The following is a 21,625-nucleotide window of genomic DNA, read 5'->3' on the forward strand; positions in this document are numbered from 1 at the left end:
CTGCTATTCAGCGGCGGCTTGCTTCTTCTGCGCCATTCCCTCGCTATGCCAGCGGGTCACATCCTCCTTCTCGCGATCTTCACGGGCGATAAAGCGATAGCAGCCTGCCGCCAGACCGGCACCAATAAACCAGCTGAAGTTCGCCACCTGATGCAGGGAAGGGATAAAGCTAATCACCAGGCAAATCGCTACCGACGGCAGCAGCGCGCCAATCGCTTTGGGGTTAAAGCCACCGCGATACCAGTAACGGCCTACTGGCGTATCGTTAAACAGGTCATCGACCGAGATACGTGCACGTTTAATCAGGTAGAAATCGGTCAGCAGAATGCCGAACAGTGGTCCGATGAACGATCCCAGTACATCCAGCGTGTAATGAATCAGCTCAGGGGACTGGAACAGGTTCCACGGCGTTAACAGCACGGAACCCACGGCGGCGATCATGCCACCTGTGCGGAAGCTGATTTTCTGCGGTGAACAGTTGGAGAAGTCAAAAGCAGGTGAAACGAAGTTCGCCACGATATTGATGCCGATGGTAGCAGTAATCATCGTCAGCAGGCCAATCGCCACCGCCAGATCGTTGCCGACCATGCTCACGGTTTCGATGGGATCGGTAATCATCTTGCCAAACAGCGACTGGGTACCTGACACAATCACCACCGTCACCACAGAGAACAGCAGGAAGTTGAACGGCAGGCCCCAGCGGTTGCCACGGCGAATCTCGGACATGTTTTTGCCATAGCGTGAAAAGTCACCGAAGTTCAGCAATGGACCGGAGAAGTAGGAGACCACCAGCGCCGTGGCCGTAATCATCTGCCACGTCTGCTCACCTGCAGTCAGTGATTTGCTGGCAAGGGTAAAGGAGATCCCATCGAAGCCGGTCTTGTATACAATCCAGCCCGCCAGTGCCACCATTACCACATAGACAGCCGGTCCAGCGACATCAATAAAGCGTTTAATCGCGTTCATGCCGTGCCAAAACACCATCGCCTGCAGTAACCACATAATGCCAAAGCAGCACCAGCCCAGCAGCGACAGGCCCAGCCAGTGCGGTACGGTCATCGACGTCAGCGACGGCGCGAACTTCAGCAGCACCAGCATCAGGGCGTTCGCCGCCAGGTAGGTCTGGATGCCATACCACGCGAACGCGATCAGCCCGCGGATCACTGCCGGAATATTGGCGCCGAACACGCCAAACGCCTGACGGCAAATCACCGCATAAGGTACGCCCGCCATCTGGCTCGGTTTCGCCACCAGATTCGCACAGATCTGCACGATGCAGATCCCGGCCAGCAGACAGAGCAGCACCTGCCAGCTGGCTAATCCCAGCGTGAAGAAGCTGGCGGCCACCACATAGCCACCCATGCTGTGCACATCGGACATCCAGAAGGAAAAAATGTTGTACCACGACCAGTTCTGATCGCGTGTCGGTGCCAGGTCGTCGTTACAGAGCCGTGGGCTGTAACGGGCACTGGCTTCAGAGGCCGTGCTGGCCACCGTTGATTGATTTGGCATGAAACCTGCTCCTATACCTGAGAGTGAAATGAATAATCTGGTAAAACGGTATTGCAGGATTCAGGCCAGATCTCTTTTCTTGTATACAATTTTTACTTTTCACGTATACGATATGTGGCATACAGCGAGCGACCGGAGCAGGTAATGACGAGTAAAACAGGCCAGCGAGACGCCACCAGGCTGCAGGATAAGGATGAAGGGATCTACCAGGCGCTAATGAACGCCATTGTTGAGCATCAGCTGCCGCCGGGCAGTAAATTGCCGGAAGAGGCCCTTTCCGGAGTCTTTGGCGTGAGCCGCACCGGCATCCGCAAAGTGTTGCAACGCCTCGCGGCGGTGCAGATGGTGACGCTGACGCCCAAACGTGGTGCGCAGGTGGCGACACCCGGTGTTGAAGAGGCGCGGGACATCTTCTCTACCCGCAGTTTAATGGAGTGCGCCAATCTGCCTGCGGTACTGGCGCATCTGCAGCCGCCTCATCTGGTGGCGCTGGAGCAGCTCATCGCGCAGGAGAACCAGGCCCTTGCCGATCAGGATGGTCCGGTAGCGATCCGGCTCTCTGCGGCATTTCATATCCAGCTGCAGGCGATCTCCGGCAATCAGGTGCTCACCGGCATGGTAACCAGCCTGACGCAGCGCTCGTCGCTGGTGATTGCCGCTTATGGCGCGCCGTGGCAGCGCGGCTGCCGCTGTGACGATCACGCGAATCTGCTGAAGTTACTGCGCGCGCGTGCGCTGGAACCGCTGACGCAGGCGCTACAGCATCACTTTGAGCACATCGTTTCCAGCCTGCATTTTGAGCGCAGCGGGGAAACCCTGCCCGATTTCTCCCGACTGTTTGCCTCAGGCTCTGGAGCTGCCTTATGAGCCTGATTCAGGTTATTAACCCCAACACCAGCCTGGCGATGACTGAAACCATCGGCCAGGCCGCCCGTGCGGTCGCCGCGCCGGGTACCGAAATTCTGGCCGTTTCGCCGTCGCAGGGCGTGCCCTCCATTGAAGGCCACTTCGATGAGGCGATCGCCGCCATCGGCGTGCTGGAGCAGATCAAACTCGGCAGGGAGCAGGGCGTCAGCGGCCATGTCATCGCCTGCTTTGGCGATCCGGGTCTGCTGGCGGCACGCGAGCTGGCCAGCGGACCGGTGATCGGTATTGCGGAAGCGGCGATGCATACCGCCACGCTGCTGGCGACGCGTTTCTCCATTGTTACCACGCTGCCACGCACCCTGGTGATTGCGCGTCATCTGCTGCAGCAGTATGGCTTTACCCATCACTGTGCCGCGCTGCACGCCATCGATCTGCCGGTACTGGCGCTGGAAGATGGCAGCGGCCTGGCGCAGGAGAAAGTGCGGGAACGCTGTATTCAGGCGAAACGGGAAGATGGCAGCGGGGCGATTGTGCTGGGCTGTGGCGGAATGGCCACGCTGGCTGCTTCGCTGACCCAGGAGCTGGGCCTGCCGGTGATCGACGGCGTCAGCGCGGCGGTGAAAATGGTGGAGTCGCTGGTGGCGCTTGGCTTTGGCACCAGCAAACATGGCGATCTGGCCTGGCCTTTGCAGAAACCTCTCTCAGGTGCGTTTCAGCATCTAAACTAACGGAACTTTCCCGATTTAAGACAGGAAGCGAGTGATGACTGACGCTGCAGAGAAGAAAGAATACAGCTTTAACAAAAACTATCCGCGCGATTTAATCGGTTATGGCGCTAATCCGCCGCACGCCGCCTGGCCCAACAACGCCCGTGTGGCGGTGCAGTTTGTTCTGAACTATGAAGAGGGCGCAGAAAACAGCGTGCTGCACGGCGATGCGGGCTCAGAACAGTTCCTCTCCGACATCATCGGTGCAGCCAGCTATGCCGATCGTCACATGTCGATGGAGTCGCTGTATGAATATGGCTCCCGCGCCGGTTTCTGGCGCATTCACAATGAGTTTCAGAAGCGCGGTCTGCCGCTAACCGTGTTTGGCGTGGCGATGGCGCTGGCGCGTCACCCGGAAGTCGTCGAGGCGATTAAACAGGCGGATTACGATGTGGTCAGCCACGGCTGGCGCTGGATCCACTATCAGGGCATGGATGCAAAAACCGAACGTCAGCATATGCAGCAGGCGGTTGATGTGCTGGTGGATCTGTTTGGTAAAGCACCGACCGGCTGGTACACCGGCCGCGACAGCCCGAATACCCGCCGGCTGGTGGTGGAGCAGGGTGGTTTCAGCTACGACAGTGACTACTACGGCGACGATCTGCCGTTCTGGACCCAGGTCACCTGTCAGGATGGCACGGTGAAACCGCACCTGATTATTCCTTACACCCTGGAATGCAATGACATGCGCTTTGCCTCGCCGCAGGGTTTTAACACCGCCGAACAGTTCTTCACCTATCTGCGGGACACCTTCGATGTGCTGTATGAAGAGGGGGAAACCGCGCCGAAGATGATGTCGATCGGCATGCATTGCCGCCTGCTGGGGCGTCCTGGCAAATTCCGCGCGCTGCAGAACTTCCTCGATCACATTCAGCAGCACGATGACGTCTGGATTTGTACCCGTCAGCAGATCGCTGACCACTGGATCACCACGCACCCGGCTCCGTAAGCCCGGTCCGGCGCTTGCCCCGTACTGATTGGGCGAAGCGCCGGAGGCCGTCAGCTTATCAGACTGACCTGCGCCGCCACGATGCACCAGCCGTGGGGCATGCGCACCCAGGTCTGCTGCTGGCGGCCAATTTTATCGCTGCCGGTGCGGGTAAATTCGGTGCTGCAGACCGCATAATCCTCGCCAAAGGTGGTAATCACGGTGTTGCGCAGCGTCCGGTCCAGCCCGGCTGACGGACGCGCGGCACGGAAGGCCCGAATCTCATCAATGCCATACAGATTCTCACCCGCGCCGAGGCGCACGGTTCGCGGGTCGTGCCAGAACAACGCATCCAGTTCGTCCACATCATTGCTGACCAGCGCCTGCTCGTAGCGGTAAAACTGCGCCGTCACCTCGCTGAGCACCTGCGGTAAATTAATCTCTCTGTTCATCAGGCTCCTGCCATATTGATTTGCGGTATCGTAATGCCCTGTTGTTCCAGTGCCCAGGCGGCGCGTAGCACTGCCTCTTCGTTAAACGGACGGGCGATAAGCTGTAAACCAATCGGCAGGCCGCTCCGGGTCGCCAGCGGCACGGTACAGACCGGCAATCCCAGGAAGGAGATCGGCTGCGTCAGCATCCCCATGCTCGCTTTAGCGGGCAGGGATTCACCCTGAATCGACAGCGTCTGCTGGCCGATCGTGATCGCGCTGCAGGGCGTTGCCGGGGCGATCAGCACATCGAAATGATCAAACAGCGGTAACACCTGCTGCTGGAAATGACGACGGAAGCGCTGCGCCTGCACATACCAGGCGCCTGGCATCATGGCACCCGCCAGCAGACGCTCGCGTGAGTTCGGTTCAAACTGCTCCGGCATCTGACGCAGGGCAGGCAGATAGTGATTGCCGCCTTCTGCGGCGGTCATGATAAACGCCGCCGAGCGTGCCAGCTCCGCGTCGGGCATCAGCACCTCTTCCTGTGCATCCAGCGCGGCCGCGACCACCGCGACGGCATCGCGCGCGTCATCATCGCACCAGCGGGAAAAAAAGCCGCCCAGCACGCCGCAGCGTAAGCCTTCGCTGCCCTGTGACAGCCCCGGCAGCGTCGCGGCAAGCGGACGATCGGCCTGAAACGCATCGGCGTGGTCTGCGCCCTGTAACAGGTCATACACCAGCGCCAGGTCTTCAGCCCGCCGGGCCAGCGGCCCGATATGGTCAAGGCTGGCGACAAACGGATGGCTGCCGCTACGCGACAGACGGCCAAAAGTGGGCTTAAGGCCAAAAATACCGCACAGCGACGCGGGCACCCGAATCGAACCGTTGGTATCGCTGCCGAGCGAAAAGTGAACCAGCCCGGCGGCTACCGCGGCGGCCGAACCGCCTGACGAGCCGCCCGCCACGCGGCTGAGATCGCGCGGATTGTGCGTCGCACCATAGTGGGTGTTTTCGGTAGTAAAACCATAGGCGTAGGCATCCATGTTCAGCATGCCCGACAGCAGTGCGCCAGCGTTACGCAGTTTCCCGACGGCAAACGCATCGGCCTGGGCCGCAGGGCGATCGCGGAACAGGCTGGCACCGGCCAGCGTGCTGTGACCCGCCACATCAAACAGGTTTTTCACCGCATATGGGATGCCCGCCAGTGGTGGCAGGGTTTCGCCGCGCTGCCGCTGCGCATCAATCGCGCTGGCCTCTTTTAACATGCGTGGCCCGGTCACTTCCGTCCAGGCATTCAGCGCCGGGTTGTGCTGCTCAACCGCCTGCAGCGTGTGTTTCGCCACCTCCAGTGCGCTGATCTCACCCTGCTGGATCGCCCGTTGCAGCGTCTGAATTGAAACATCACCTAATCTCATGCCTGATATACTCCTGCGACTTCCAGCCGGTCATCCAGCGGAAACGCCATCAGCGGCGCAGCCATCTCCGCAATGCGTGAAAGCTGGATTAGCAGCTCAGCGCGACGTGCCTCATCCAGTTCCAGTTGCAGGATCTGCTCCATATGGCCGATGTAGCTGGCCCAGTCGTGTTGATTCATGATTCGCTCCTGTTAAAAACCGGCAGCGCTGCCGTTACTACGCGGGTCGCTTGCGCCCTCAAACATGCCGTTGCTGTGACGCACAATCGCGCCCGCATGACCTACGGATTCGCTGAAGTCCGGCAGCCGTTCCACCTCATGTCCCCACAGACGCAGCATCAATACCGTTTCGTCGTCAAAGCGGCCTTCCAGTTTTAATGAGTCGGACGATTGCCCCCAGGTCCGGCCCAGCAGCCAGCGCGGTGCACTGACCGCCTGCTGTAACGGCAGCCCCTGAATCACATGGCGGGTAAAAATCGCCGCCTGAGTCTGCGGCTGCCCATCTCCGCCCATCGCGCCATACACCATTGTCCGGCCATCTTTCAGCCGCGCGGCGGCGGGATTGAGGGTATGAAACGGCTGCTTACCGGGCGCGAGCGCCAGCAGATGGTCAGGGTCGAGGCTGAACGCAGCGCCCCGGTTCTGCCAGGTGATGCCCGTGCCAGGCAGCACCACACCGCTGCCAAACTCGTGGTAAATGCTCTGAATAAAGGAAACAGCCAGGCCGCTGCTGTCCATTACGCCCATCCAGACCGTATCGCCCGGTCCGCGTCCGCTGCCCCAGGCGGCGGCCTCGCCATCGGCGATCTGGCTGGCGAGCGTATCGAGATGATCACTATCCAGCAGCGCCTGCACATCTTCGGTGACGTGACGCGGATCGGTGATGTGTTTGTCGCGCAGCGCAAAGGCTTTTTTGGTGGCTTCCACGATGCGGTGCACCGTCTGCGCGTCGTCAGCCTCCGTCATCTCCAGCCGATCGGTGATGCCGAGGATCGCCAGCGACACGACGCCCTGGGTTGGCGGAGCGATATTCCAGATGTCGCCTTCGCTGTGGGCGAGATGCAGCGGCGTTGTGCGACGAGCGTAATGCTGCTGCAGATCGGCCAGCGTCACCGGCATGCCCAGCGTCGCCATCTCACCGGCCATATGGTGAGCCAGCGGGCCGCGATAAAAGCTGTCGAGTCCCTCTTCGGTGAGCTGGCTCAGGGTGTTCGCCAGCGCGGGCTGGGTAAAACGGCTGCCCGGCTGCGGCACATCGCCGTCGGGCATAAAATGGGCACGAAAGCCGGGCTGATGCTGCAACTCACTCAGGAAGTTCGTGGTCGCGGCGGTCTGTGAGGCGGTCACCGGAATCCCGTCGGCGGCGTAGCGAATCGCATCCCGCAGCAGACGGGCCAGCGGCAGTGGCGGGGTGCCTATCTCTGCAGAGAGCGTCAGTGCCTCCTGCCAGCCGCTGACCGTACCGGCCACCGTCAGCGCCGCTTTCGGCCCGCGATGTGGGATCTTCGGGTGATCGGCGTAAAAATCGCGGTGAGCCAGTGAACCGGCTGCGCCGCTGGCGTCGATAGCGACCGGATCGCCGCCAGGCGGCAGAATCAGCCAGAAGCCATCGCCGCCCAGTCCGTTCATGTGCGGATAGACCACGGCGATTGTTGCGGCAGCAGCCACCATCGCTTCAATGGCATTACCGCCATCGCGCAGCACCGCGAGCGCACTTTCACTCGCCAGATGGTGTGGCGTCACCGCCATCCCCTGCGGGGCCATATTGCTTTGAATCATCTTTTTCTCGTTATCCGGGTGACAGAACCCATAACAAAGCAAGAGCTGTTCCAGTTTTCATGCTCAGCTGACAATGCGCCGGTTAACCTGGCGTAAATTGTGCTAGCTTCTGCTGAAACAAAAGTTACAGGACGCCTTATGAAACAGCTTGATGAACGACTCAGAAGTCACTATCCCCAGCTCTCTCCGCAGGAGCAGCGTATTGCCGACTTCGTGTTTGACCACTTCGATGACCTGATCAGCTACAACAGCGCCGAGCTGGCGCGGCTCAGTGGCGTGTCGAAAGCCACGGTCAGTCGACTGTTTAAGCGTCTGGGCTATGAGAAGTACAAGGATATGCGTGATGAGCTTCGCATCCTGCGGCAGAGCGGCATGCCGCTGACCGATAACCGTGATGCGGTGCAGGGCAATACGCTGCTGGCGCGCCACTACAAGCAGGAGATGGCTAATCTGACGCAGTGGGTAAACAGCCTGGATGCCCGACACTTTAATGAGGTGATTCAGCAGCTGGCGCAGGCTAAGCGCGTGTTTATCATCGGCATGCGCAACGCCTATCCGGTGGCGCTCCATCTGCGCCAGCAGCTGGTGCAGGCGCGTTCACAGGTGCATATCCTGCCGCAGCCGGGCCAGACGCTGGCTGAGGAGCTGGTGGATATCACGCCGGACGACATGGTGATCGTGATGGCGTTTCGTCGTCGTGCGCGCATCATTCGTCCGCTGATGCAGCAGCTGCAGGCTGCCGGTGTCCCGATGCTGGCACTGTGTGAGCCGCAGGCGCAGACGGTGATTGCGCTGGCGCGCTGGCAGCTCTGTACGCCACTCGACAGTGTTTCCGCCTTCGACAGCTACAGTGCCGCCATGAGTCTGGTTAATCTGATCGCCAATGCGCTGCTGCATGAAATGCTGGCACAGGGACGTCAGCGTATTCATCAGATCGCCGACCTTTACCAGCAGTTTGACGAGCTGGAGCACCGTTAACAGGCACCGTTTTGGTGCTTTGCCCCATTTCAGAACACCACTTCCCCGGCGTGATTGCCCCGATTACGCCGGATTTCCGTTGAACTCTCTGCCGCTTAACCCTTTTTCTGTTGCTATCCGGATTGGCACATTAGTTGCAGATTGCTTGTTAAAGAATCTTTTGTTTCACGTTAATCTCACCGGGGTGCATAATGAAAAAAGCTTTGATGGCGGTAGCGACAGCGGCATTACTGATGGCACAAACGGGCAGCGCGCTGGCCGATCAACTGCAGGATATCCAGAAGCGCGGCGTCATCCGTGTTGCCGTGCCGCAGGATTTTCCACCGTTTGGCTCGGTCGGCACTGACCTGCAGCCGCAGGGATATGACATCGACACGGCAAAATACCTGGCGAAACAGATGAAACTTAAGTTGCAGCTGGTGCCGGTCAGCAGTGCCAACCGCGTGCCTTATCTGCAAACCGACAAGGTCGATCTGGTTATCTCCAGCATGGGTAAAAACGCCGAGCGTGAGAAAGTGATCGACTTCACCCGTGCCTATGCGCCGTTCTTCCTGGGCGTCTTCGGTCCGAAGGGCGATGAAATCAAAGCGGCGTCGGCTCTGAGCGGCAAGTCGATTGGCGTCACGCGCGGTGCGGTAGAAGATATGGTGCTCAGCGAAGTGGCCCCGAAAGATGCGCAGGTGAAACGCTACGAAGATAACAACACCACCTTGTCTGCGTATCTTTCTGGTCAGGTGCAGTATGTCGCAACCGGTAACCTGGTCGTCGCCGCGATTGCGCGCCAGAATCCGGCCAAAGCGCCTGTGGCGCAGTTTATGCTGAAAGATTCACCCTGCTATATCGGCCTGAAAAAAGATGAGCCTGCATTGAAAGCGAAAGTGAATGAGCTGATTGAGCAGGGCATTAAAGACGGCACGCTGAATAAACTCTCTGAAGAGTGGCTGAAAGCACCGCTGCCTGCGAACCTCGGCGCCTGAGGACGGATTCATGATCGGGCAACTTAACTTTCCCGCCCTGTGGCCCTACTGGCCGGAGCTGCTCTCCGGTCTGTGGGTCACCATCCAGCTGACGGTGCTGGCGACCACCGGTGGCGTGGCGCTCGGCATTGCGGGCGCGGCGCTGCGCAGCGGCAAACCGAGCTGGATGAGCCGTCTGTGGGGCATCTATGTCGAGCTGATCCGCAATACGCCGTTTGTGGTGCAACTGTTCTTTATCGTTTTCGGTCTGCCTGCGCTGGGGCTGAAACTCACTGCGGGTGAGGCGGCACTGCTGGCGATGCTGATTAACCTTGGCGCCTACAGCACCGAGATTATCCGCGCCGGGATTCAGGTGACGCCCAAAGGGCAGTGGGAAGCGGGACGGGTGCTGGGATTAACCCGCAGCCAGACTTTTCTGCGGGTCGTGCTGCCGCCTGCGCTGCAGCGCATTTATCCGGCGCTGGTGAGTCAGTGCATCATCGTGATGCTGGGCTCGTCGGTGGTGTCGCAGGTCTCCTATGAGGAGCTGACCTTCGCCGCCAACCTGATCCAGTCGCGCACCTTCTTAAGTTTTGAGGTCTATCTGGTGACCACGCTGATCTATCTGGCGTTGTCGATTGCGATGCGCCATCTGCTGCTGGCGATTGGCCGTAAATGGTTTGGAGTGCAGCCATCATGACGACGACCTTTACCGACTGGGACATTCTGCGCAACCTGCTGCTGGCGGCGCGCTGGACCCTGTTGCTGTCGCTGGTGGCCTTTGTTGGCGGCACGCTGGTGACGCTGCCGCTGCTGTTTATGCGGCTGCTGCAGCGTAAATGGCTGACGCGCCTGATACGCGGTTACACCGCGCTGTTTCAGGGCACGCCGCTGCTGATGCAGCTGTTCCTGGCATTTTTCGGCGTCGGCCTGTTTGGGATCGATGTCGCCCCCTGGACCGCCGCCTCACTGGCGCTGACCTTCTACACCAGCGCCTTTCTGGTGGACATCTGGTACGGCAGCATCCGCGCCCTGCCGAAAGGGCAGTGGGAAGCGTCGCGCTGCCTCGGCCTGACCTTTGGTCAGACGCTGTGGCGGGTGGTGGCACCGCAGGCGATCCGCATCGGTATCGCCCCGACGGTGGGATTCGCCGTGCAGGTGATCAAGGGCACCGCGCTGGCGTCGATTATCGGCTTCATCGAGCTGACCAAGGCGGGCACCATTCTCAACAACGTCACATATCAGCCGTTTAAAGTCTTTGGGCTGGTGGCGCTGGGCTACTTCCTGATGTGTTATCCGCTGTCTCGCTACAGCCAGTATCTGGAGAAAAAATTCAATGCCGCTCATCACCATTAATCAGGTGCAAAAATATTACGGCGACAACCATGTGTTGAAAGGCGTGGATCTGGATATCGACATGGGCGAGGTGATCTCGATCATCGGTCGCAGCGGATCGGGTAAAAGCACGCTGCTGCGCTGTATGAACGGGCTGGAAGGCTATCAGGAGGGCAGCATCAAGCTCGGCGGGATGACGATCACCGACCGCGATTCGCAGGCGCGTGAAATCAGCCGCTCGGTCGGGATGGTGTTTCAGAGCTTCAACCTGTTCCCGCACATGACAGCGCTGGAGAACGTCATGCTGGCACCGCGCCGCGTGCTGAAGAAAAGCGAGGCCGAGTGCCGGGCGCTGGCGGCACAGATGCTGGAGAAGGTCGGACTGGGCGAACGCCTTAACTACTATCCTGCCAGCCTCTCCGGCGGGCAGCAGCAGCGCGTGGCGATCGCCCGTGCGCTGGCGATGACGCCGAAAGTTTTACTCTGTGATGAGATTACCTCCGCGCTCGATCCTGAACTGGTGGGCGAAGTGCTCAAGGTTCTGGAGCAGCTGGCGGCAGAGGGCATGACGCTGATCCTCGTCACCCATGAAATGAACTTCGCCCGCGACGTGGGCGATCGGGTGGTCTTTATGCATCAGGGGCGCGTCTGGGAGCAGGGCGACAGTAAAACGCTGTTCGCCCAGCCGCAGACGGCGGAGCTGAAGCAGTTTATTTCTTCGGTTCGTCTCTGAGTCTTAGAAAAGGAAATGATGATGGATATAACACAATTCCCGCAACTCAATCCGCCACAGCGTTTGCTGATGGGACCGGGGCCGATCAACGCCGATCCCCGTGTGCTGCGCGCCATGTCGAGTCAGCTGTTGGGTCAGTACGATCCTGCGATGACCCACTACATGAACGAAGTGATGGCGCTCTATCGCGGCGTGTTCCGCACCGAAAACCGCTGGACGCTGCTGATCGATGGCACGTCACGTGCCGGTATCGAAGCGATTCTGCTGTCGTCTATTCGCCCTGGTGACAAAGTGCTGGTACCGGTGTTTGGCCGTTTCGGTCATCTGCTGTGCGAAATTGCCCGCCGCTGTCGTGCGGACGTGCACACCATTGAAGTGCCGTGGGGCGAAGTCTTTACCCCGGACCAGATTGAAGATGCGATCAAAAAAGTGCGACCGCGTCTGTTGCTGACCGTGCAGGGCGACACGTCGACCACCATGCTGCAACCACTGGAGCAGCTGGGCGCAATCTGCAAACAGTATGGCGTGCTGTTCTACACCGATGCGACCGCGTCGCTGGCGGGTAACGCGCTGGAAACGGACGCCTGGGGACTGGATGCGGTGTCGGCGGGGATGCAGAAATGCCTGGGCGGGCCATCGGGCACCTCGCCGGTCACCCTGAGCGCAGAGATGGAAGCGGTGATCCGCAAACGCAAATGCGTAGAGCAGGGGATCCGCACCGAAGCGCATCAGGATGGCGAAGAGGAGATGATCTACTCCAACTATTTTGATCTCGGCATGATCATGGATTACTGGGGCCCGGAGCGGCTCAACCATCACACCGAAGCGACCAGTGCGCTGTTTGGCGCGCGCGAATGCGCCCGTCTGATCCTGCAGGAGGGGCTGGATAACGGCATCGCCCGCCACAAACTGCATGGCGAAGCGATGCTGAAAGGCATTCAGGGGATGGGGCTGGAGACCTTCGGCGATCTGAAAAACAAAATGAACAACGTGCTGGGCGTGATGATCCCGTCCGGCGTGAATGGCGATCAGGTGCGCAAGCTGATGCTGGAAGATTTTGGCATTGAGATTGGCACCTCATTTGGTCCGCTGCATGGCAAGGTCTGGCGCATCGGCACCATGGGCTACAACGCGCGTAAAGATTGCGTGATGCAGACCCTGTCGGCGCTGGAAACGGTGCTGACCTACGTCGGCTACCGCACGCCGCAGGGTGCCGCCGCACAGGCCGCGTGGGATCACTACGGGAGCCACGCATGATGATGAGCGCCAGCGAAGCCCAGGTCGCGGCACAGCGCGTGATGGCGCGCTGCGATACGCTGGCCGCGATCAGCGAAACGGCTGAGGGACTGACCCGCGTCTACCTCTCGCCAGAACATCTGCGCGCTAACGCCTGCGTCGGTGAGTGGATGCAGGCGGCGGGAATGCAGGTGTGGCAGGATGAAGTTGGCAATATCTGTGGGCGCTACGAGGCGGCAGAAGCGGGTGCGCCTGCGCTGCTGCTCGGCTCGCATCTCGACACGGTACGCAACGCCGGGCGCTATGATGGGATGCTGGGCGTGCTCAGCGCCATTGAAACCGTGCAGTGGCTTAACGAACATCAGTGCCGTCTGCCGCTGGCGATTGAGGTGATTGGCTTCGGCGACGAAGAGGGCACCCGTTTTGGCATTACGCTGCTCGGCAGTCGCGGTATTACCGGCAGCTGGCCGCAGAGCTGGGTGACGCATCCTGACGGCAACGGCATCACCGTGGCGCAGGCGATGACCGATGTCGGGCTCGACAGCGACAGGATCGTATCTGCGGCGCGGCGGGTTGAGGACATCGTCGGATATCTTGAGCTGCACATTGAGCAGGGCCCCTGTCTGGAGCAGGAGGAGCTGGCGCTGGGCGTGGTCACGGCGATCAACGGTGCGCGCCGCCTCAACTGCCGTTTTACCGGCGAAGCGGGCCATGCGGGCACGGTGCCGATGACGCACCGCAAAGATGCGCTGGCCGCCGCTGCCGAGTGGATGGTGTTTATCGAGCAGACCACCCGTGAGCAGGACCCGCAGCTGGTCGCTACCGTCGGTACGATTAACTGTGCGCCGGGTGCGGTGAATGTCATCCCCGGCGAGGTGTCGCTGTCACTCGACGTACGCGGTCCGCTGGACACGCCGCTGGAGACGCTGCTCTCCAGCCTGTTAACCCAGGCAGAGGCGATTGCTCTGCGCCGTGGACTTCAGTTTGAATCGAACGAATATTATCGCATCGGTGCCACCGCCTGTGACTCTGCGCTGCAACAGGCGCTGAGCCATGCGGTGGAAACGGTGCAGGGTCGCAGTCTGTCGCTGCCGAGCGGTGCCGGACACGACGCTATCGCCATCGCTGAACGCTGGCCGGTCGGCATGTTATTTGTGCGTAACCATCGCGGCATCAGTCACCATCCGGCTGAGTCGGTGGCGGTGGACGATGTGGCACCTGCGCTGCAGGCCTATTTACAGGCGGTCTTGCTGATTGCCGGACGGAGCTGAACATGGAATTAGCCACATTTAATCAGCTTTCCGCTGACGAAGCGCAGGCGGCCATCCGGCACTGTGTGGCGATCCCGCACTGGCAGCAGGCGCTGGTGGCGGCCCGGCCTTTTGCCAGCACCGATGCATTACTGGCTACTGCCGATACGCTGGCGCGTCAGTGGCAGCAGCCTGAACTGGAGGCCGCCCTGTCGGCACATCCGCGCATCGGTGAGCGCGTGAACGGCGCAGATAAGGAAGCCGCGTTGTCACGTGGCGAGCAGTCTGCAATGCAGCAGGCCGATCACGCCCTGCAACGGGCGATGCAGCAGGCTAATCAGGCGTATGAAGCACGTTTTGGCCGGGTGTTTCTGATACGCGCTAAAGGGCGCAGCGGCGAGCAGATGCTGGCAGAGTTGCAGCGTCGGTTGCAGAATGATGATATTGCCGAGCAGCAGGAGGCGCTGGATCAGCTGCGTGAAATTACCCTGTTACGCCTTAAGGAGATGATGCAATGAGTACCGTGACGACCCATATTCTTGACACGGCGCTGGGCAAACCGGCCAGCGCCGTGGCGATTTCACTGGAGCAGAACAGTCCGGAAGGGTGGTTTCCGATTTCACAGGGTGAAACGGACAGCGACGGACGTCTGAAAGATCTGACGCCCGAGCCGCTGACGCCGGGCCATTACCGTTTAACGGCGGAAATTGGCGACTATTTTGCCGCTGCCGGTCGGGATGCGCTCTACGTCAGCGCCCAGATCGATTTTGTCATTGCCGAGGCGGGCAGCCACTTCCATCTGCCGTTTCTGATTTCACCCTGGTCGTGGTCAACCTATCGCGGCAGCTAATCGTCGGTGGTTTACAGCGAAAAACGATCCGCATCCTGCCACGCCGGGAAACGCTCGCGGTAGGCCTTCAGCGCGTCCAGCGACAGCTCAGCATCCAGCCGGGCGCGCTGATGCGGCTCGGCCGCGCTGAGGATCTCGCCCTGCGGCGAAATAATCTGACTGTCGCCGCTGTAGTGATGCTGATTGCCGTCACTGCCAACACGATTACAGCCTGCCACATAAGCCTGATTTTCAATCGCCCGCGCTAACAGTAGCGCCTGCCAGTGCAGCGTACGTGGCGCTGGCCAGTTGGCAACATAGAGCGCCAGATCGTAATCGTTGCGGTTGCGCGAGAAAACCGGAAAGCGCAGGTCGTAACAGATTTGCGGCAGAATGCGCCAGCCGCGCCACTCAAACACCTGACGCTGTTCGCCGGGCAGATAGTGGTGATGTTCATCCGCCATGCGGAACAGGTGACGCTTGTCATACTGATGCAGCGTGCCGTCCGGCTCGACCAGCAGGAAGCGGTTAACCGCGCCATTGTCGGTCTGAATCGCCGCGCTGCCGCCGACCAGGGCATCGGTGCGGCGGGCATGCCGATGCAGCCATTCAACCACCTGCGCCTCTGGCAGCGAGCTTTTCGCCGCCTCCATCGCAAAGCCGGTAGTAAACATCTCCGGCAGCAGAATCAGATCGCGTCCGGTGAGTCCGGCCAGCTGCGCATCAAAATGGCGCAGGTTGGCCTCGCCATCCATCCAGCTCAGCGTCTCCTGCAAAACGGTAATTTTCAAAGCTGACATAAGCGCTCCGCGGCGGCATCTAATGTCGCCGGCTGTTTGGCAAAACAGAGGCGGATCAGTTTATGAGGGAAAGCATCGGCGCAGAACACCGACAGCGGAATCGCGGCGACGCCCACTTCGCGGGTCAGCCACTGGCAGAAACTGACATCATCCAGATCGGAGATGGCGCTGTAATCGACCAGCAAAAAGTAGGTGCCTTCGCAGGGCAGTACCTTAAAGCGGCTGTTGCTCAGCGCCGTCGCCAGCCGATCGCGCCGGTCACGATAAAACGCCGGCAGCTCAAAATAGTGTTCCGGATGCTCACGCAGCATATCGGCAATTGCCAGCTGCGCCGGGGTATTCACCGAGAAGGTCAGGTACTGATGCACCTTGCGCAGTTCAGCGCTAATCGCCGCAGGAGCAATGCAGTAACCCACTTTCCAGCCGGTCATGTGGAACGTCTTGCCAAACGATGACACCGCAATGGCGCGCTGGCGCAGTTCAGGATGGGCCAGCACGCTGGCGTGGCCCGCCTCATCGAAACAGATGTGCTCATACACTTCGTCGCTCAGCACATAGATTGGGTGCTGAGCAATCGCCTGCCACAGCGCGGCGAAATCCTGCTGCTGCCAGACGGTGGCCGAAGGATTGTGCGGCGTATTCAGGATCACCAGCCGGGTTTTGTCACTCAGCAGCGCAGCAAATGCCTGCCAGTCCACCCGGAAGGCAGGCGGCTGCAGCGTAATGCGTTTCATCACGCCGCCCGACAGCTCCACCGCAGGGGCATAACTGTCGTAGCTGGGATCAAAGCAGATCACCTCATCGCCCGGCCGCACCAGCGCGGTAATCGCCGCATAGAGCGCTTCGGTCGCGCCCGCCGTCACCGTAATTTCCGTTTCCACATCCGGACGATAGTCATAAAGCCGCGCGGTTTTCTCTGCAATCGCCTCACGCAACGGCAGCGCACCGGTCATCGGCGCATACTGGTTCGCGCCCTGGCTGACGTGATACGCCAGCCGCTGCTGCAGATAGTCCGGGCCGCTGAAATCGGGAAAGCCCTGGGAGAGATTGATGGCGTTATGCTGCTGCGCCAGCGCACTCATCTGGCTGAAAATCGTGGTGCCGAGCAAAGGGAGTTTGCTCTCGGGGATCAGGTTGTGCTGCGTCATGGTGTCAGGCCTTAAGCGCGAAGATTGATGCGGTGTCACCCGGGGTTTGTGCCACTATAAACAGGATGGTAGTATTTGGCAATCAAGACGCTTAGACGGCTAAATGCGTCATGCTCCGCACGTCAGCGGCGTTGGCCGCGTTTGCTTACCCCGGTCACTTACTTATGTAAGCTCCCGGGGATGCGCGCACTTGCCGCCTTGCTGAGATGCGGATCATTTAGCATTTACATGCGTCATGAGCCACGCGTCGGCGGCGTTGGCTACGCGTACTTACCCGGAATCTCATTTCACCGCAAGGAACCATTATGTCGCAGAGTCTTACGTTAGATCAGCTGGTTGCTGCCTGTCACTGGATTGGGGCGAAAGGCTGGGCACCCGCCACCGGCGGCAATATGTCCGTGCGCCGCGATGAACATGTCTGCCTGCTGAGTGAATCGGGTAAAGATAAAGGCACGCTGACGCGGGATGACTTTATCGAGGTCGACATTGCCACCAGCCAGTCGCTCTCTGGCCGTAAGCCGTCGGCTGAAACCGGGCTGCACACGATGATCTATCGCCTTTTTCCCGAGGCGGGTGCGGTGCTGCATACCCACACGGTGAATTCGACCGTGCTGTCGCGGGTGGAGCAGGGCGCGGCGCTGCTGCTGCACGGCTATGAGATGCAGAAATCGTTAAGTGGCCAGCACACCCATCTGGATACGCTGGCGATTCCCGTATTCGACAACAGTCAGGACATTGCGGCGTTGGCGTCAGAAATTGAAGATTACGCCGCCCGCTTTCCGCTGCATTATGGCTTCCTGCTGCGCGGCCACGGCTTAACCTGCTGGGGCCGGGATGTCAGCGAAGCCCGCCGTCATCTGGAAGGTCTGGAATTTTTATTCGAATGTGAACGTCAACGTCGCCTGCTGGAGAAAGCATGATTCGCGCCATTGTTACTGATATCGAAGGCACCACCAGCGATATTCGCTTTGTACATAACATCCTGTTTCCCTATGCCCGCCAGCACCTGCCGGACTTCGTGCGTGACAATGCGCAGCAGCCTGAGGTGGCGGCGGCGCTGCAGTCGGTGCGTGAAGAGGCCGGTCAGCTGCAGGCCGATCTGGACGGGGTGACGGACATTCTGCTGGGCTTTATGGACCAGGATCGCAAATCCACCGGCCTGAAAGCGCTGCAGGGGATGATCTGGCGCGACGGCTACGTGAACGGCAGTTTTACCGGTCATCTCTATCCCGACGTCCTCCCAGCACTCACCCGCTGGAAGGCACAGGGTATTGAAATTTACGTATATTCCTCCGGATCGGTTGCGGCGCAGAAATTGTTATTTGGCTACAGCGACGAAGGTGATATTACTGGCCTGTTCAGCGGCTATTTTGACACCCACGTCGGCGCCAAGCGTGAAGTCACGGCTTATCGCGCTATCGCCGCTGAAATTGGTCAGCCAGCGGCGCAGCTGCTGTTTCTCTCCGATATTCATCAGGAGCTGGATGCCGCCGCGGAGGCGGGCTGGCAGACGTTGCAATTACTGCGTGGCGAGGCGGATGACGAGAGCCGCCATCGTCAGGTGACGGATTTTTCCCAGATTAACCCGGAGTCGATTTAGGATGAGCGCACTGACTATTTTTACCGACCGCGAAGCCAGCCAGCCGGTGTGGTACAGCACCGACGCAGAAGCGATTCGTGACCGTCTGAATGCTAAAGGCGTCCGTTTTGAACGCTGGGAAGCCGATCGCGATTTGGGTGAAAACCCGGATGCCGAAACGGTGATCAACGCCTATCAGCATGCGATCGATCGGCTGGTGGCGGAGAAGGGCTATCAGAGCTGGGACGTGATCAGCATGCGTGCCGACAATCCGCAGAAAACCGTGCTGCGCGAGAAGTTTCTCAATGAGCATACGCACGGCGAAGATGAGGTGCGTTTCTTTGTCGAGGGGGCCGGGCTGTTCTGCCTGCATCTGGATGGCGAGATCCTGCAGATCCTGTGCGAGAAAAATGATCTGATCTCGGTGCCCGCGGGCACCCCGCACTGGTTCGATATGGGATCGTCACCGCACTTCACGGCGATTCGGATTTTCGATAATCAGGAAGGCTGGGTAGCGAACTTTACCGGCGACAAGATCGCGGATGCCTATCCGCGTCTGGCGTAATCTTTCAGCCGATGTGCGAGGCGTCTGCCATCAGCGGCAAACGCCTCGCAGCACGTTACTGCGGCTGGAAGATGCCGTTCTGTACCTGGTCAGGCGTGACCACGCCGGTATCCAGTACCCAGCCGCTGATCAGGGCGGCAGGCGTGACATCGAACGCCGGGTTGTAAACCTTCGCCGCTTCCGGTGCCCACTGTACGCTGCCAAAACTGCCGGCCACGCCTGTCACTTCGCTGGCGGCGCGCTGCTCGATGGGAATCGCTGCGCCGTCAGGACAGCTGCGATCCAGCGTGGTATGGGGAGCCGCCACGTAAAATGGAATCTGATGATAATGCGCCAGCACGGCCAGGCTGTAGGTGCCAATCTTATTGGCGACATCGCCGTTGGCGGCAATGCGGTCAGCGCCAACCCACACCGCATCCACCTCGCCACGGGCCATCAGGCTGGCAGCCATGGAATCGGTGATCAGCGTGTAAGGAACCGCCAGTTCGCCCAGCTCCCAGGCGGTCAACCGGCCACCCTGTAGCAGCGGGCGGGTTTCATCCACCCAGACATTCTTAACCAGCCCCTGCTGATGGGCGCGGGCAATAACGCCCAGCGCGGTGCCCACGCCAGCAGTGGCCAGCCCGCCGGTATTGCAGTGGGTCAGCAACTGGCTGTTGGGTTTTACGAGTGTGCAACCTGCGTCTGCGATGGCGTCGCACAGTTGCTTATCCTCCTGCACCAGCCGCCAGGCTTCTTCAACCAGCGCGGGGACAAAGTCCGGCTGAGCCAGCGCCACTTTCATCCGATCCAGGTTGTTCATCAGGTTGACGGCAGTAGGGCGGGCGGCGCGCAGCGTCTCCAGCGCCTGTGCCAGTTCAGCGCGCGTCAGTCCCTGTTCTGCCAGCAGCGCCAGCAACAGCGAAGCGGAGAGACCAATCAGCGGCGCACCGCGCACCCGCAGCGCATGAATATGTTCAACCAGCTGAGGCACGCTGTGCGCAGGCAGCCAGTTTTTCTGCTGCGGCAGCGCCTGCTGATCCAGAATCCAGAGCTGATTGTCACGAACCTGTAAACTGGTGGTTTGAAGTGTCTGCATTGTGGGTGAAATCCATGTTGCGTTAATGATGCGTATTGTGCCAACATGCTGAACGGATGTATAGACGTCTGAACGGCTTATTACACCTGAGTGACCCCCTTCGAACGATGAGGAACAGGCAATGTCGCAATACCGTACCTTTACTGCTGCTGATGCTGTGGAGTATGCCCGACAATTTGGCGGCGTGGACAATCCTGCCGCGCTGAGCAGCGCAGAAGAGATTGGTGATGGCAACCTTAACCTGGTGTTTAAGATTTATGACGATCAGGGCAATAGTCGCGTTATCGTCAAGCAGGCACTGCCCTATGTGCGCTGCGTGGGGGAGTCCTGGCCGCTGACGCTGGATCGGGCGCGGCTGGAAGCGCAGACCCTGGTCGAGCACTACAAATATTGTCCGCAGCATACGGTGAAGATCACGCATTACGATGCGGATCTGGCGGTAATGGTGATGGAGGATCTCTCCAGCCATCGCATCTGGCGCAGCGAGCTGGTGAAGGGCGCTTATTACCCGGAAGCCGCTCAGCAGTTAGGTCACTATCTGGCACAAACCCTGTTCCATACCTCCGATTTCATCCTGCATCCGCATCAGAAAAAAGCGGAAGTGGCGCGTTTTATTAATCCGGAAATGTGTGAAATCACCGAAGATCTTTTCTTCAACGATCCCTACACCAACCATGAGCGCAACAGCTATCCCGCGGCGCTTGAGCCGCTGGTCGCCAGCCTGCGTGATGATGATGTGTTACGCATTGCGGTGGGCGGCCTTAAACATCGCTTCTTTGCCCACGCTGAAGCGCTTCTGCATGGGGATATTCACAGCGGCTCAATTTTCGTTGCGGACGGCAGTCTGAAAGCGATTGATGCAGAATTTGGCTATTTTGGCCCCATCGGGTTTGATATTGGCACAGCTATCGGCAATCTGCTGATTAACTACTGTGGTCTGCCGGGGCTGCTACCTCCGCGTGAGGCTGCCGATGCACGCGAGCAGCGTCTCAGCGATGTTCACACCCTCTGGACGACCTTTGCGTCAGGCTTCCTGGCGCTGGCGGCTGAGAAAACCCGCGATGAGGCGATGGCTTATCCAGGCTATGCGGCGGCGTTTCTGCGTAAAGTGTGGGCCGATACCATCGGTTACTGCGGCACGGAACTGATTCGCCGCACGGTGGGGATGTCACATGTGGCGGATATGAAGCTGATTGCCGATCCGGCAATGCGTACCGACTGCATCCGTAATGCGATTAACCTGGGACGCACGCTGATTCTTGCCGCCGATCACGTAGAAGACGTGGATGCGCTGATTGCCCGTATCCGTCAGGCGGGATAAAAAAGGCCGACGTGATGTCGGCCTGTAAAGCAGTACTGGCTCAGGGAGCATACGCCCTCCCTTGCTCGCCCGGCCCGTAGCACGGGATGCTTTCCTTTTCTGACCCTGTTCCCTGC

The 21,625-nt window shown here is 59.7% G+C and carries 24 protein-coding genes; 16 read left to right on the forward strand and 8 right to left on the reverse strand.

Annotation, left to right across the window (positions count from 1 at the left end):
- Positions 1-3 precede the first annotated feature (3 nt).
- Positions 4-1,512, reverse strand: a complete 1,509-nt coding sequence (locus AC6I8E_RS03805) for an NCS1 family nucleobase:cation symporter-1 (RefSeq protein WP_497824445.1) — start codon at positions 1,510-1,512, stop codon at positions 4-6.
- A gap of 144 nt (positions 1,513-1,656) precedes the next feature.
- Here AC6I8E_RS03805 and AC6I8E_RS03810 point away from each other — a divergent pair, with 144 nt between their 5' ends.
- From AC6I8E_RS03810 to puuE, 3 genes are read left to right on the forward strand one after another with little or no spacing between them, the layout of a single operon-like run.
- Positions 1,657-2,379, forward strand: coding sequence for a GntR family transcriptional regulator (locus AC6I8E_RS03810; RefSeq protein ID WP_497824446.1), 723 nt, complete (start codon positions 1,657-1,659; stop codon positions 2,377-2,379).
- The gene (gene hpxA / locus AC6I8E_RS03815) at positions 2,376-3,107 is read left to right on the forward strand and encodes an allantoin racemase (RefSeq protein WP_013356873.1); all 732 of its coding nucleotides are present in this window, start codon (positions 2,376-2,378) and stop codon (positions 3,105-3,107) included. The genes AC6I8E_RS03810 and hpxA overlap by 4 nt, the downstream gene beginning before the upstream one ends.
- Positions 3,108-3,141: 34 nt before the next feature.
- A complete protein-coding gene (puuE, locus tag AC6I8E_RS03820) occupies positions 3,142-4,095 on the forward strand; it encodes an allantoinase PuuE (RefSeq protein ID WP_013356874.1) in 954 nt (317 codons plus the stop codon).
- A gap of 50 nt (positions 4,096-4,145) precedes the next feature.
- Here puuE and hpxZ read toward each other — a convergent pair whose 3' ends face one another.
- The 4 genes from hpxZ to AC6I8E_RS03840 are packed head-to-tail and all read right to left on the reverse strand — an operon-like array spanning position 4,146 to position 7,701.
- Positions 4,146-4,526, reverse strand: a complete 381-nt coding sequence (gene hpxZ, locus AC6I8E_RS03825) for an oxalurate catabolism protein HpxZ (protein ID WP_313679218.1) — start codon at positions 4,524-4,526, stop codon at positions 4,146-4,148.
- On the reverse strand, positions 4,526-5,923 hold the full coding sequence (locus AC6I8E_RS03830) for an AtzE family amidohydrolase (protein WP_497824447.1): 1,398 nt from the start codon (positions 5,921-5,923) through the stop codon (positions 4,526-4,528). Before AC6I8E_RS03830 ends, hpxZ begins: the two co-directional genes overlap by 1 nt.
- The gene (gene hpxX / locus AC6I8E_RS03835) at positions 5,920-6,102 is read right to left on the reverse strand and encodes an oxalurate catabolism protein HpxX (RefSeq protein WP_033731661.1); all 183 of its coding nucleotides are present in this window, start codon (positions 6,100-6,102) and stop codon (positions 5,920-5,922) included. Before hpxX ends, AC6I8E_RS03830 begins: the two co-directional genes overlap by 4 nt.
- A gap of 12 nt (positions 6,103-6,114) precedes the next feature.
- Positions 6,115-7,701, reverse strand: a complete 1,587-nt coding sequence (locus AC6I8E_RS03840; RefSeq protein WP_497824448.1) for a gamma-glutamyltransferase family protein — start codon at positions 7,699-7,701, stop codon at positions 6,115-6,117.
- A gap of 138 nt (positions 7,702-7,839) precedes the next feature.
- On the opposite strand from AC6I8E_RS03840, the gene hpxU reads away from it, so the two are divergent.
- The 9 genes from hpxU to uraH all read left to right on the forward strand — a co-directional run bounded on the left by hpxU (position 7,840) and on the right by uraH (position 15,039).
- The gene (gene hpxU / locus AC6I8E_RS03845) at positions 7,840-8,679 is read left to right on the forward strand and encodes a MurR/RpiR family transcriptional regulator HpxU (RefSeq protein WP_013356879.1); all 840 of its coding nucleotides are present in this window, start codon (positions 7,840-7,842) and stop codon (positions 8,677-8,679) included.
- A 191-nt stretch (positions 8,680-8,870) separates the two neighbouring features.
- Positions 8,871-9,656: a transporter substrate-binding domain-containing protein gene (locus AC6I8E_RS03850; protein ID WP_147788604.1), complete on the forward strand. Its 786-nt coding sequence runs from the start codon at positions 8,871-8,873 to the stop codon at positions 9,654-9,656.
- Positions 9,657-9,666: 10 nt separating this feature from the next.
- On the forward strand, positions 9,667-10,335 hold the full coding sequence (locus AC6I8E_RS03855) for an amino acid ABC transporter permease (RefSeq protein ID WP_013356881.1): 669 nt from the start codon (positions 9,667-9,669) through the stop codon (positions 10,333-10,335).
- Positions 10,332-10,991, forward strand: coding sequence for an amino acid ABC transporter permease (locus tag AC6I8E_RS03860; protein ID WP_497824449.1), 660 nt, complete (start codon positions 10,332-10,334; stop codon positions 10,989-10,991). Before AC6I8E_RS03855 ends, AC6I8E_RS03860 begins: the two co-directional genes overlap by 4 nt.
- On the forward strand, positions 10,972-11,703 hold the full coding sequence (locus AC6I8E_RS03865; protein WP_013356883.1) for an amino acid ABC transporter ATP-binding protein: 732 nt from the start codon (positions 10,972-10,974) through the stop codon (positions 11,701-11,703). The genes AC6I8E_RS03860 and AC6I8E_RS03865 overlap by 20 nt, the downstream gene beginning before the upstream one ends.
- Before the next feature lie 21 nt (positions 11,704-11,724).
- Positions 11,725-12,960, forward strand: a complete 1,236-nt coding sequence (locus tag AC6I8E_RS03870) for a pyridoxal-phosphate-dependent aminotransferase family protein (protein WP_061061687.1) — start codon at positions 11,725-11,727, stop codon at positions 12,958-12,960.
- Positions 12,957-14,210 carry an allantoate amidohydrolase gene (gene hpxK / locus AC6I8E_RS03875; protein ID WP_497824450.1) on the forward strand — a complete coding sequence of 418 codons (1,254 nt, stop codon included), beginning with the start codon at positions 12,957-12,959 and terminating at the stop codon, positions 14,208-14,210. Before AC6I8E_RS03870 ends, hpxK begins: the two co-directional genes overlap by 4 nt.
- A gap of 2 nt (positions 14,211-14,212) precedes the next feature.
- Positions 14,213-14,707, forward strand: coding sequence for a 2-oxo-4-hydroxy-4-carboxy-5-ureidoimidazoline decarboxylase (gene uraD, locus AC6I8E_RS03880; RefSeq protein WP_095707649.1), 495 nt, complete (start codon positions 14,213-14,215; stop codon positions 14,705-14,707).
- Entirely contained in the window at positions 14,704-15,039 is a 336-nt protein-coding gene (gene uraH / locus AC6I8E_RS03885) for a hydroxyisourate hydrolase (RefSeq protein WP_013356887.1), read from the forward strand. The genes uraD and uraH overlap by 4 nt, the downstream gene beginning before the upstream one ends.
- An 11-nt stretch (positions 15,040-15,050) precedes the next feature.
- Here the strand turns inward: uraH and AC6I8E_RS03890 are convergent, their stop codons facing one another.
- Both AC6I8E_RS03890 and AC6I8E_RS03895 read right to left on the reverse strand, forming a co-directional pair.
- Entirely contained in the window at positions 15,051-15,818 is a 768-nt protein-coding gene (locus tag AC6I8E_RS03890) for an amidohydrolase (RefSeq protein ID WP_061061691.1), read from the reverse strand.
- Entirely contained in the window at positions 15,806-16,966 is a 1,161-nt protein-coding gene (locus tag AC6I8E_RS03895; RefSeq protein WP_107319359.1) for a pyridoxal phosphate-dependent aminotransferase, read from the reverse strand. The genes AC6I8E_RS03890 and AC6I8E_RS03895 overlap by 13 nt, the downstream gene beginning before the upstream one ends.
- Positions 16,967-17,271: 305 nt before the next feature.
- Between AC6I8E_RS03895 and AC6I8E_RS03900 the strand changes: the two genes are divergently transcribed.
- The 3 genes from AC6I8E_RS03900 to AC6I8E_RS03910 are packed head-to-tail and all read left to right on the forward strand — an operon-like array spanning position 17,272 to position 19,110.
- Positions 17,272-17,886, forward strand: coding sequence for a methylthioribulose 1-phosphate dehydratase (locus AC6I8E_RS03900; protein ID WP_497824451.1), 615 nt, complete (start codon positions 17,272-17,274; stop codon positions 17,884-17,886).
- Complete coding sequence (gene mtnC / locus AC6I8E_RS03905; RefSeq protein ID WP_497824452.1) at positions 17,883-18,566, forward strand: acireductone synthase; 684 nt, start codon at positions 17,883-17,885, stop codon at positions 18,564-18,566. Before AC6I8E_RS03900 ends, mtnC begins: the two co-directional genes overlap by 4 nt.
- Position 18,567: 1 nt before the next feature.
- On the forward strand, positions 18,568-19,110 hold the full coding sequence (locus AC6I8E_RS03910; RefSeq protein WP_013356892.1) for a 1,2-dihydroxy-3-keto-5-methylthiopentene dioxygenase: 543 nt from the start codon (positions 18,568-18,570) through the stop codon (positions 19,108-19,110).
- Between the two features lie 55 nt (positions 19,111-19,165).
- On the opposite strand, the gene mtnA is transcribed toward AC6I8E_RS03910, so the two are convergent.
- Entirely contained in the window at positions 19,166-20,188 is a 1,023-nt protein-coding gene (gene mtnA, locus AC6I8E_RS03915; protein WP_013356893.1) for an S-methyl-5-thioribose-1-phosphate isomerase, read from the reverse strand.
- A gap of 121 nt (positions 20,189-20,309) precedes the next feature.
- Here mtnA and mtnK point away from each other — a divergent pair, with 121 nt between their 5' ends.
- Positions 20,310-21,509 carry an S-methyl-5-thioribose kinase gene (gene mtnK / locus AC6I8E_RS03920; RefSeq protein WP_497824453.1) on the forward strand — a complete coding sequence of 400 codons (1,200 nt, stop codon included), beginning with the start codon at positions 20,310-20,312 and terminating at the stop codon, positions 21,507-21,509.
- The last annotated feature ends 116 nt before the right edge of the window (positions 21,510-21,625 follow it).

This window comes from Pantoea sp. X-Soil-YNGN-785, from assembly GCF_059730585.1.

Coding starts and splice junctions, on each gene's coding strand:
- AC6I8E_RS03805 (WP_497824445.1), bottom strand. CDS start 1,512: ATGCCAAATCAATCAACGGTGGCCAGCACGGCCTCTGAAGCCAGTGCC.
- AC6I8E_RS03810 (WP_497824446.1), top strand. CDS start 1,657: ATGACGAGTAAAACAGGCCAGCGAGACGCCACCAGGCTGCAGGATAAG.
- hpxA (WP_013356873.1), top strand. CDS start 2,376: ATGAGCCTGATTCAGGTTATTAACCCCAACACCAGCCTGGCGATGACT.
- puuE (WP_013356874.1), top strand. CDS start 3,142: ATGACTGACGCTGCAGAGAAGAAAGAATACAGCTTTAACAAAAACTAT.
- hpxZ (WP_313679218.1), bottom strand. CDS start 4,526: ATGAACAGAGAGATTAATTTACCGCAGGTGCTCAGCGAGGTGACGGCG.
- AC6I8E_RS03830 (WP_497824447.1), bottom strand. CDS start 5,923: ATGAGATTAGGTGATGTTTCAATTCAGACGCTGCAACGGGCGATCCAG.
- hpxX (WP_033731661.1), bottom strand. CDS start 6,102: ATGAATCAACACGACTGGGCCAGCTACATCGGCCATATGGAGCAGATC.
- AC6I8E_RS03840 (WP_497824448.1), bottom strand. CDS start 7,701: ATGATTCAAAGCAATATGGCCCCGCAGGGGATGGCGGTGACGCCACAC.
- hpxU (WP_013356879.1), top strand. CDS start 7,840: ATGAAACAGCTTGATGAACGACTCAGAAGTCACTATCCCCAGCTCTCT.
- AC6I8E_RS03850 (WP_147788604.1), top strand. CDS start 8,871: ATGAAAAAAGCTTTGATGGCGGTAGCGACAGCGGCATTACTGATGGCA.
- AC6I8E_RS03855 (WP_013356881.1), top strand. CDS start 9,667: ATGATCGGGCAACTTAACTTTCCCGCCCTGTGGCCCTACTGGCCGGAG.
- AC6I8E_RS03860 (WP_497824449.1), top strand. CDS start 10,332: ATGACGACGACCTTTACCGACTGGGACATTCTGCGCAACCTGCTGCTG.
- AC6I8E_RS03865 (WP_013356883.1), top strand. CDS start 10,972: ATGCCGCTCATCACCATTAATCAGGTGCAAAAATATTACGGCGACAAC.
- AC6I8E_RS03870 (WP_061061687.1), top strand. CDS start 11,725: ATGGATATAACACAATTCCCGCAACTCAATCCGCCACAGCGTTTGCTG.
- hpxK (WP_497824450.1), top strand. CDS start 12,957: ATGATGATGAGCGCCAGCGAAGCCCAGGTCGCGGCACAGCGCGTGATG.
- uraD (WP_095707649.1), top strand. CDS start 14,213: ATGGAATTAGCCACATTTAATCAGCTTTCCGCTGACGAAGCGCAGGCG.
- uraH (WP_013356887.1), top strand. CDS start 14,704: ATGAGTACCGTGACGACCCATATTCTTGACACGGCGCTGGGCAAACCG.
- AC6I8E_RS03890 (WP_061061691.1), bottom strand. CDS start 15,818: ATGTCAGCTTTGAAAATTACCGTTTTGCAGGAGACGCTGAGCTGGATG.
- AC6I8E_RS03895 (WP_107319359.1), bottom strand. CDS start 16,966: ATGACGCAGCACAACCTGATCCCCGAGAGCAAACTCCCTTTGCTCGGC.
- AC6I8E_RS03900 (WP_497824451.1), top strand. CDS start 17,272: ATGTCGCAGAGTCTTACGTTAGATCAGCTGGTTGCTGCCTGTCACTGG.
- mtnC (WP_497824452.1), top strand. CDS start 17,883: ATGATTCGCGCCATTGTTACTGATATCGAAGGCACCACCAGCGATATT.
- AC6I8E_RS03910 (WP_013356892.1), top strand. CDS start 18,568: ATGAGCGCACTGACTATTTTTACCGACCGCGAAGCCAGCCAGCCGGTG.
- mtnA (WP_013356893.1), bottom strand. CDS start 20,188: ATGCAGACACTTCAAACCACCAGTTTACAGGTTCGTGACAATCAGCTC.
- mtnK (WP_497824453.1), top strand. CDS start 20,310: ATGTCGCAATACCGTACCTTTACTGCTGCTGATGCTGTGGAGTATGCC.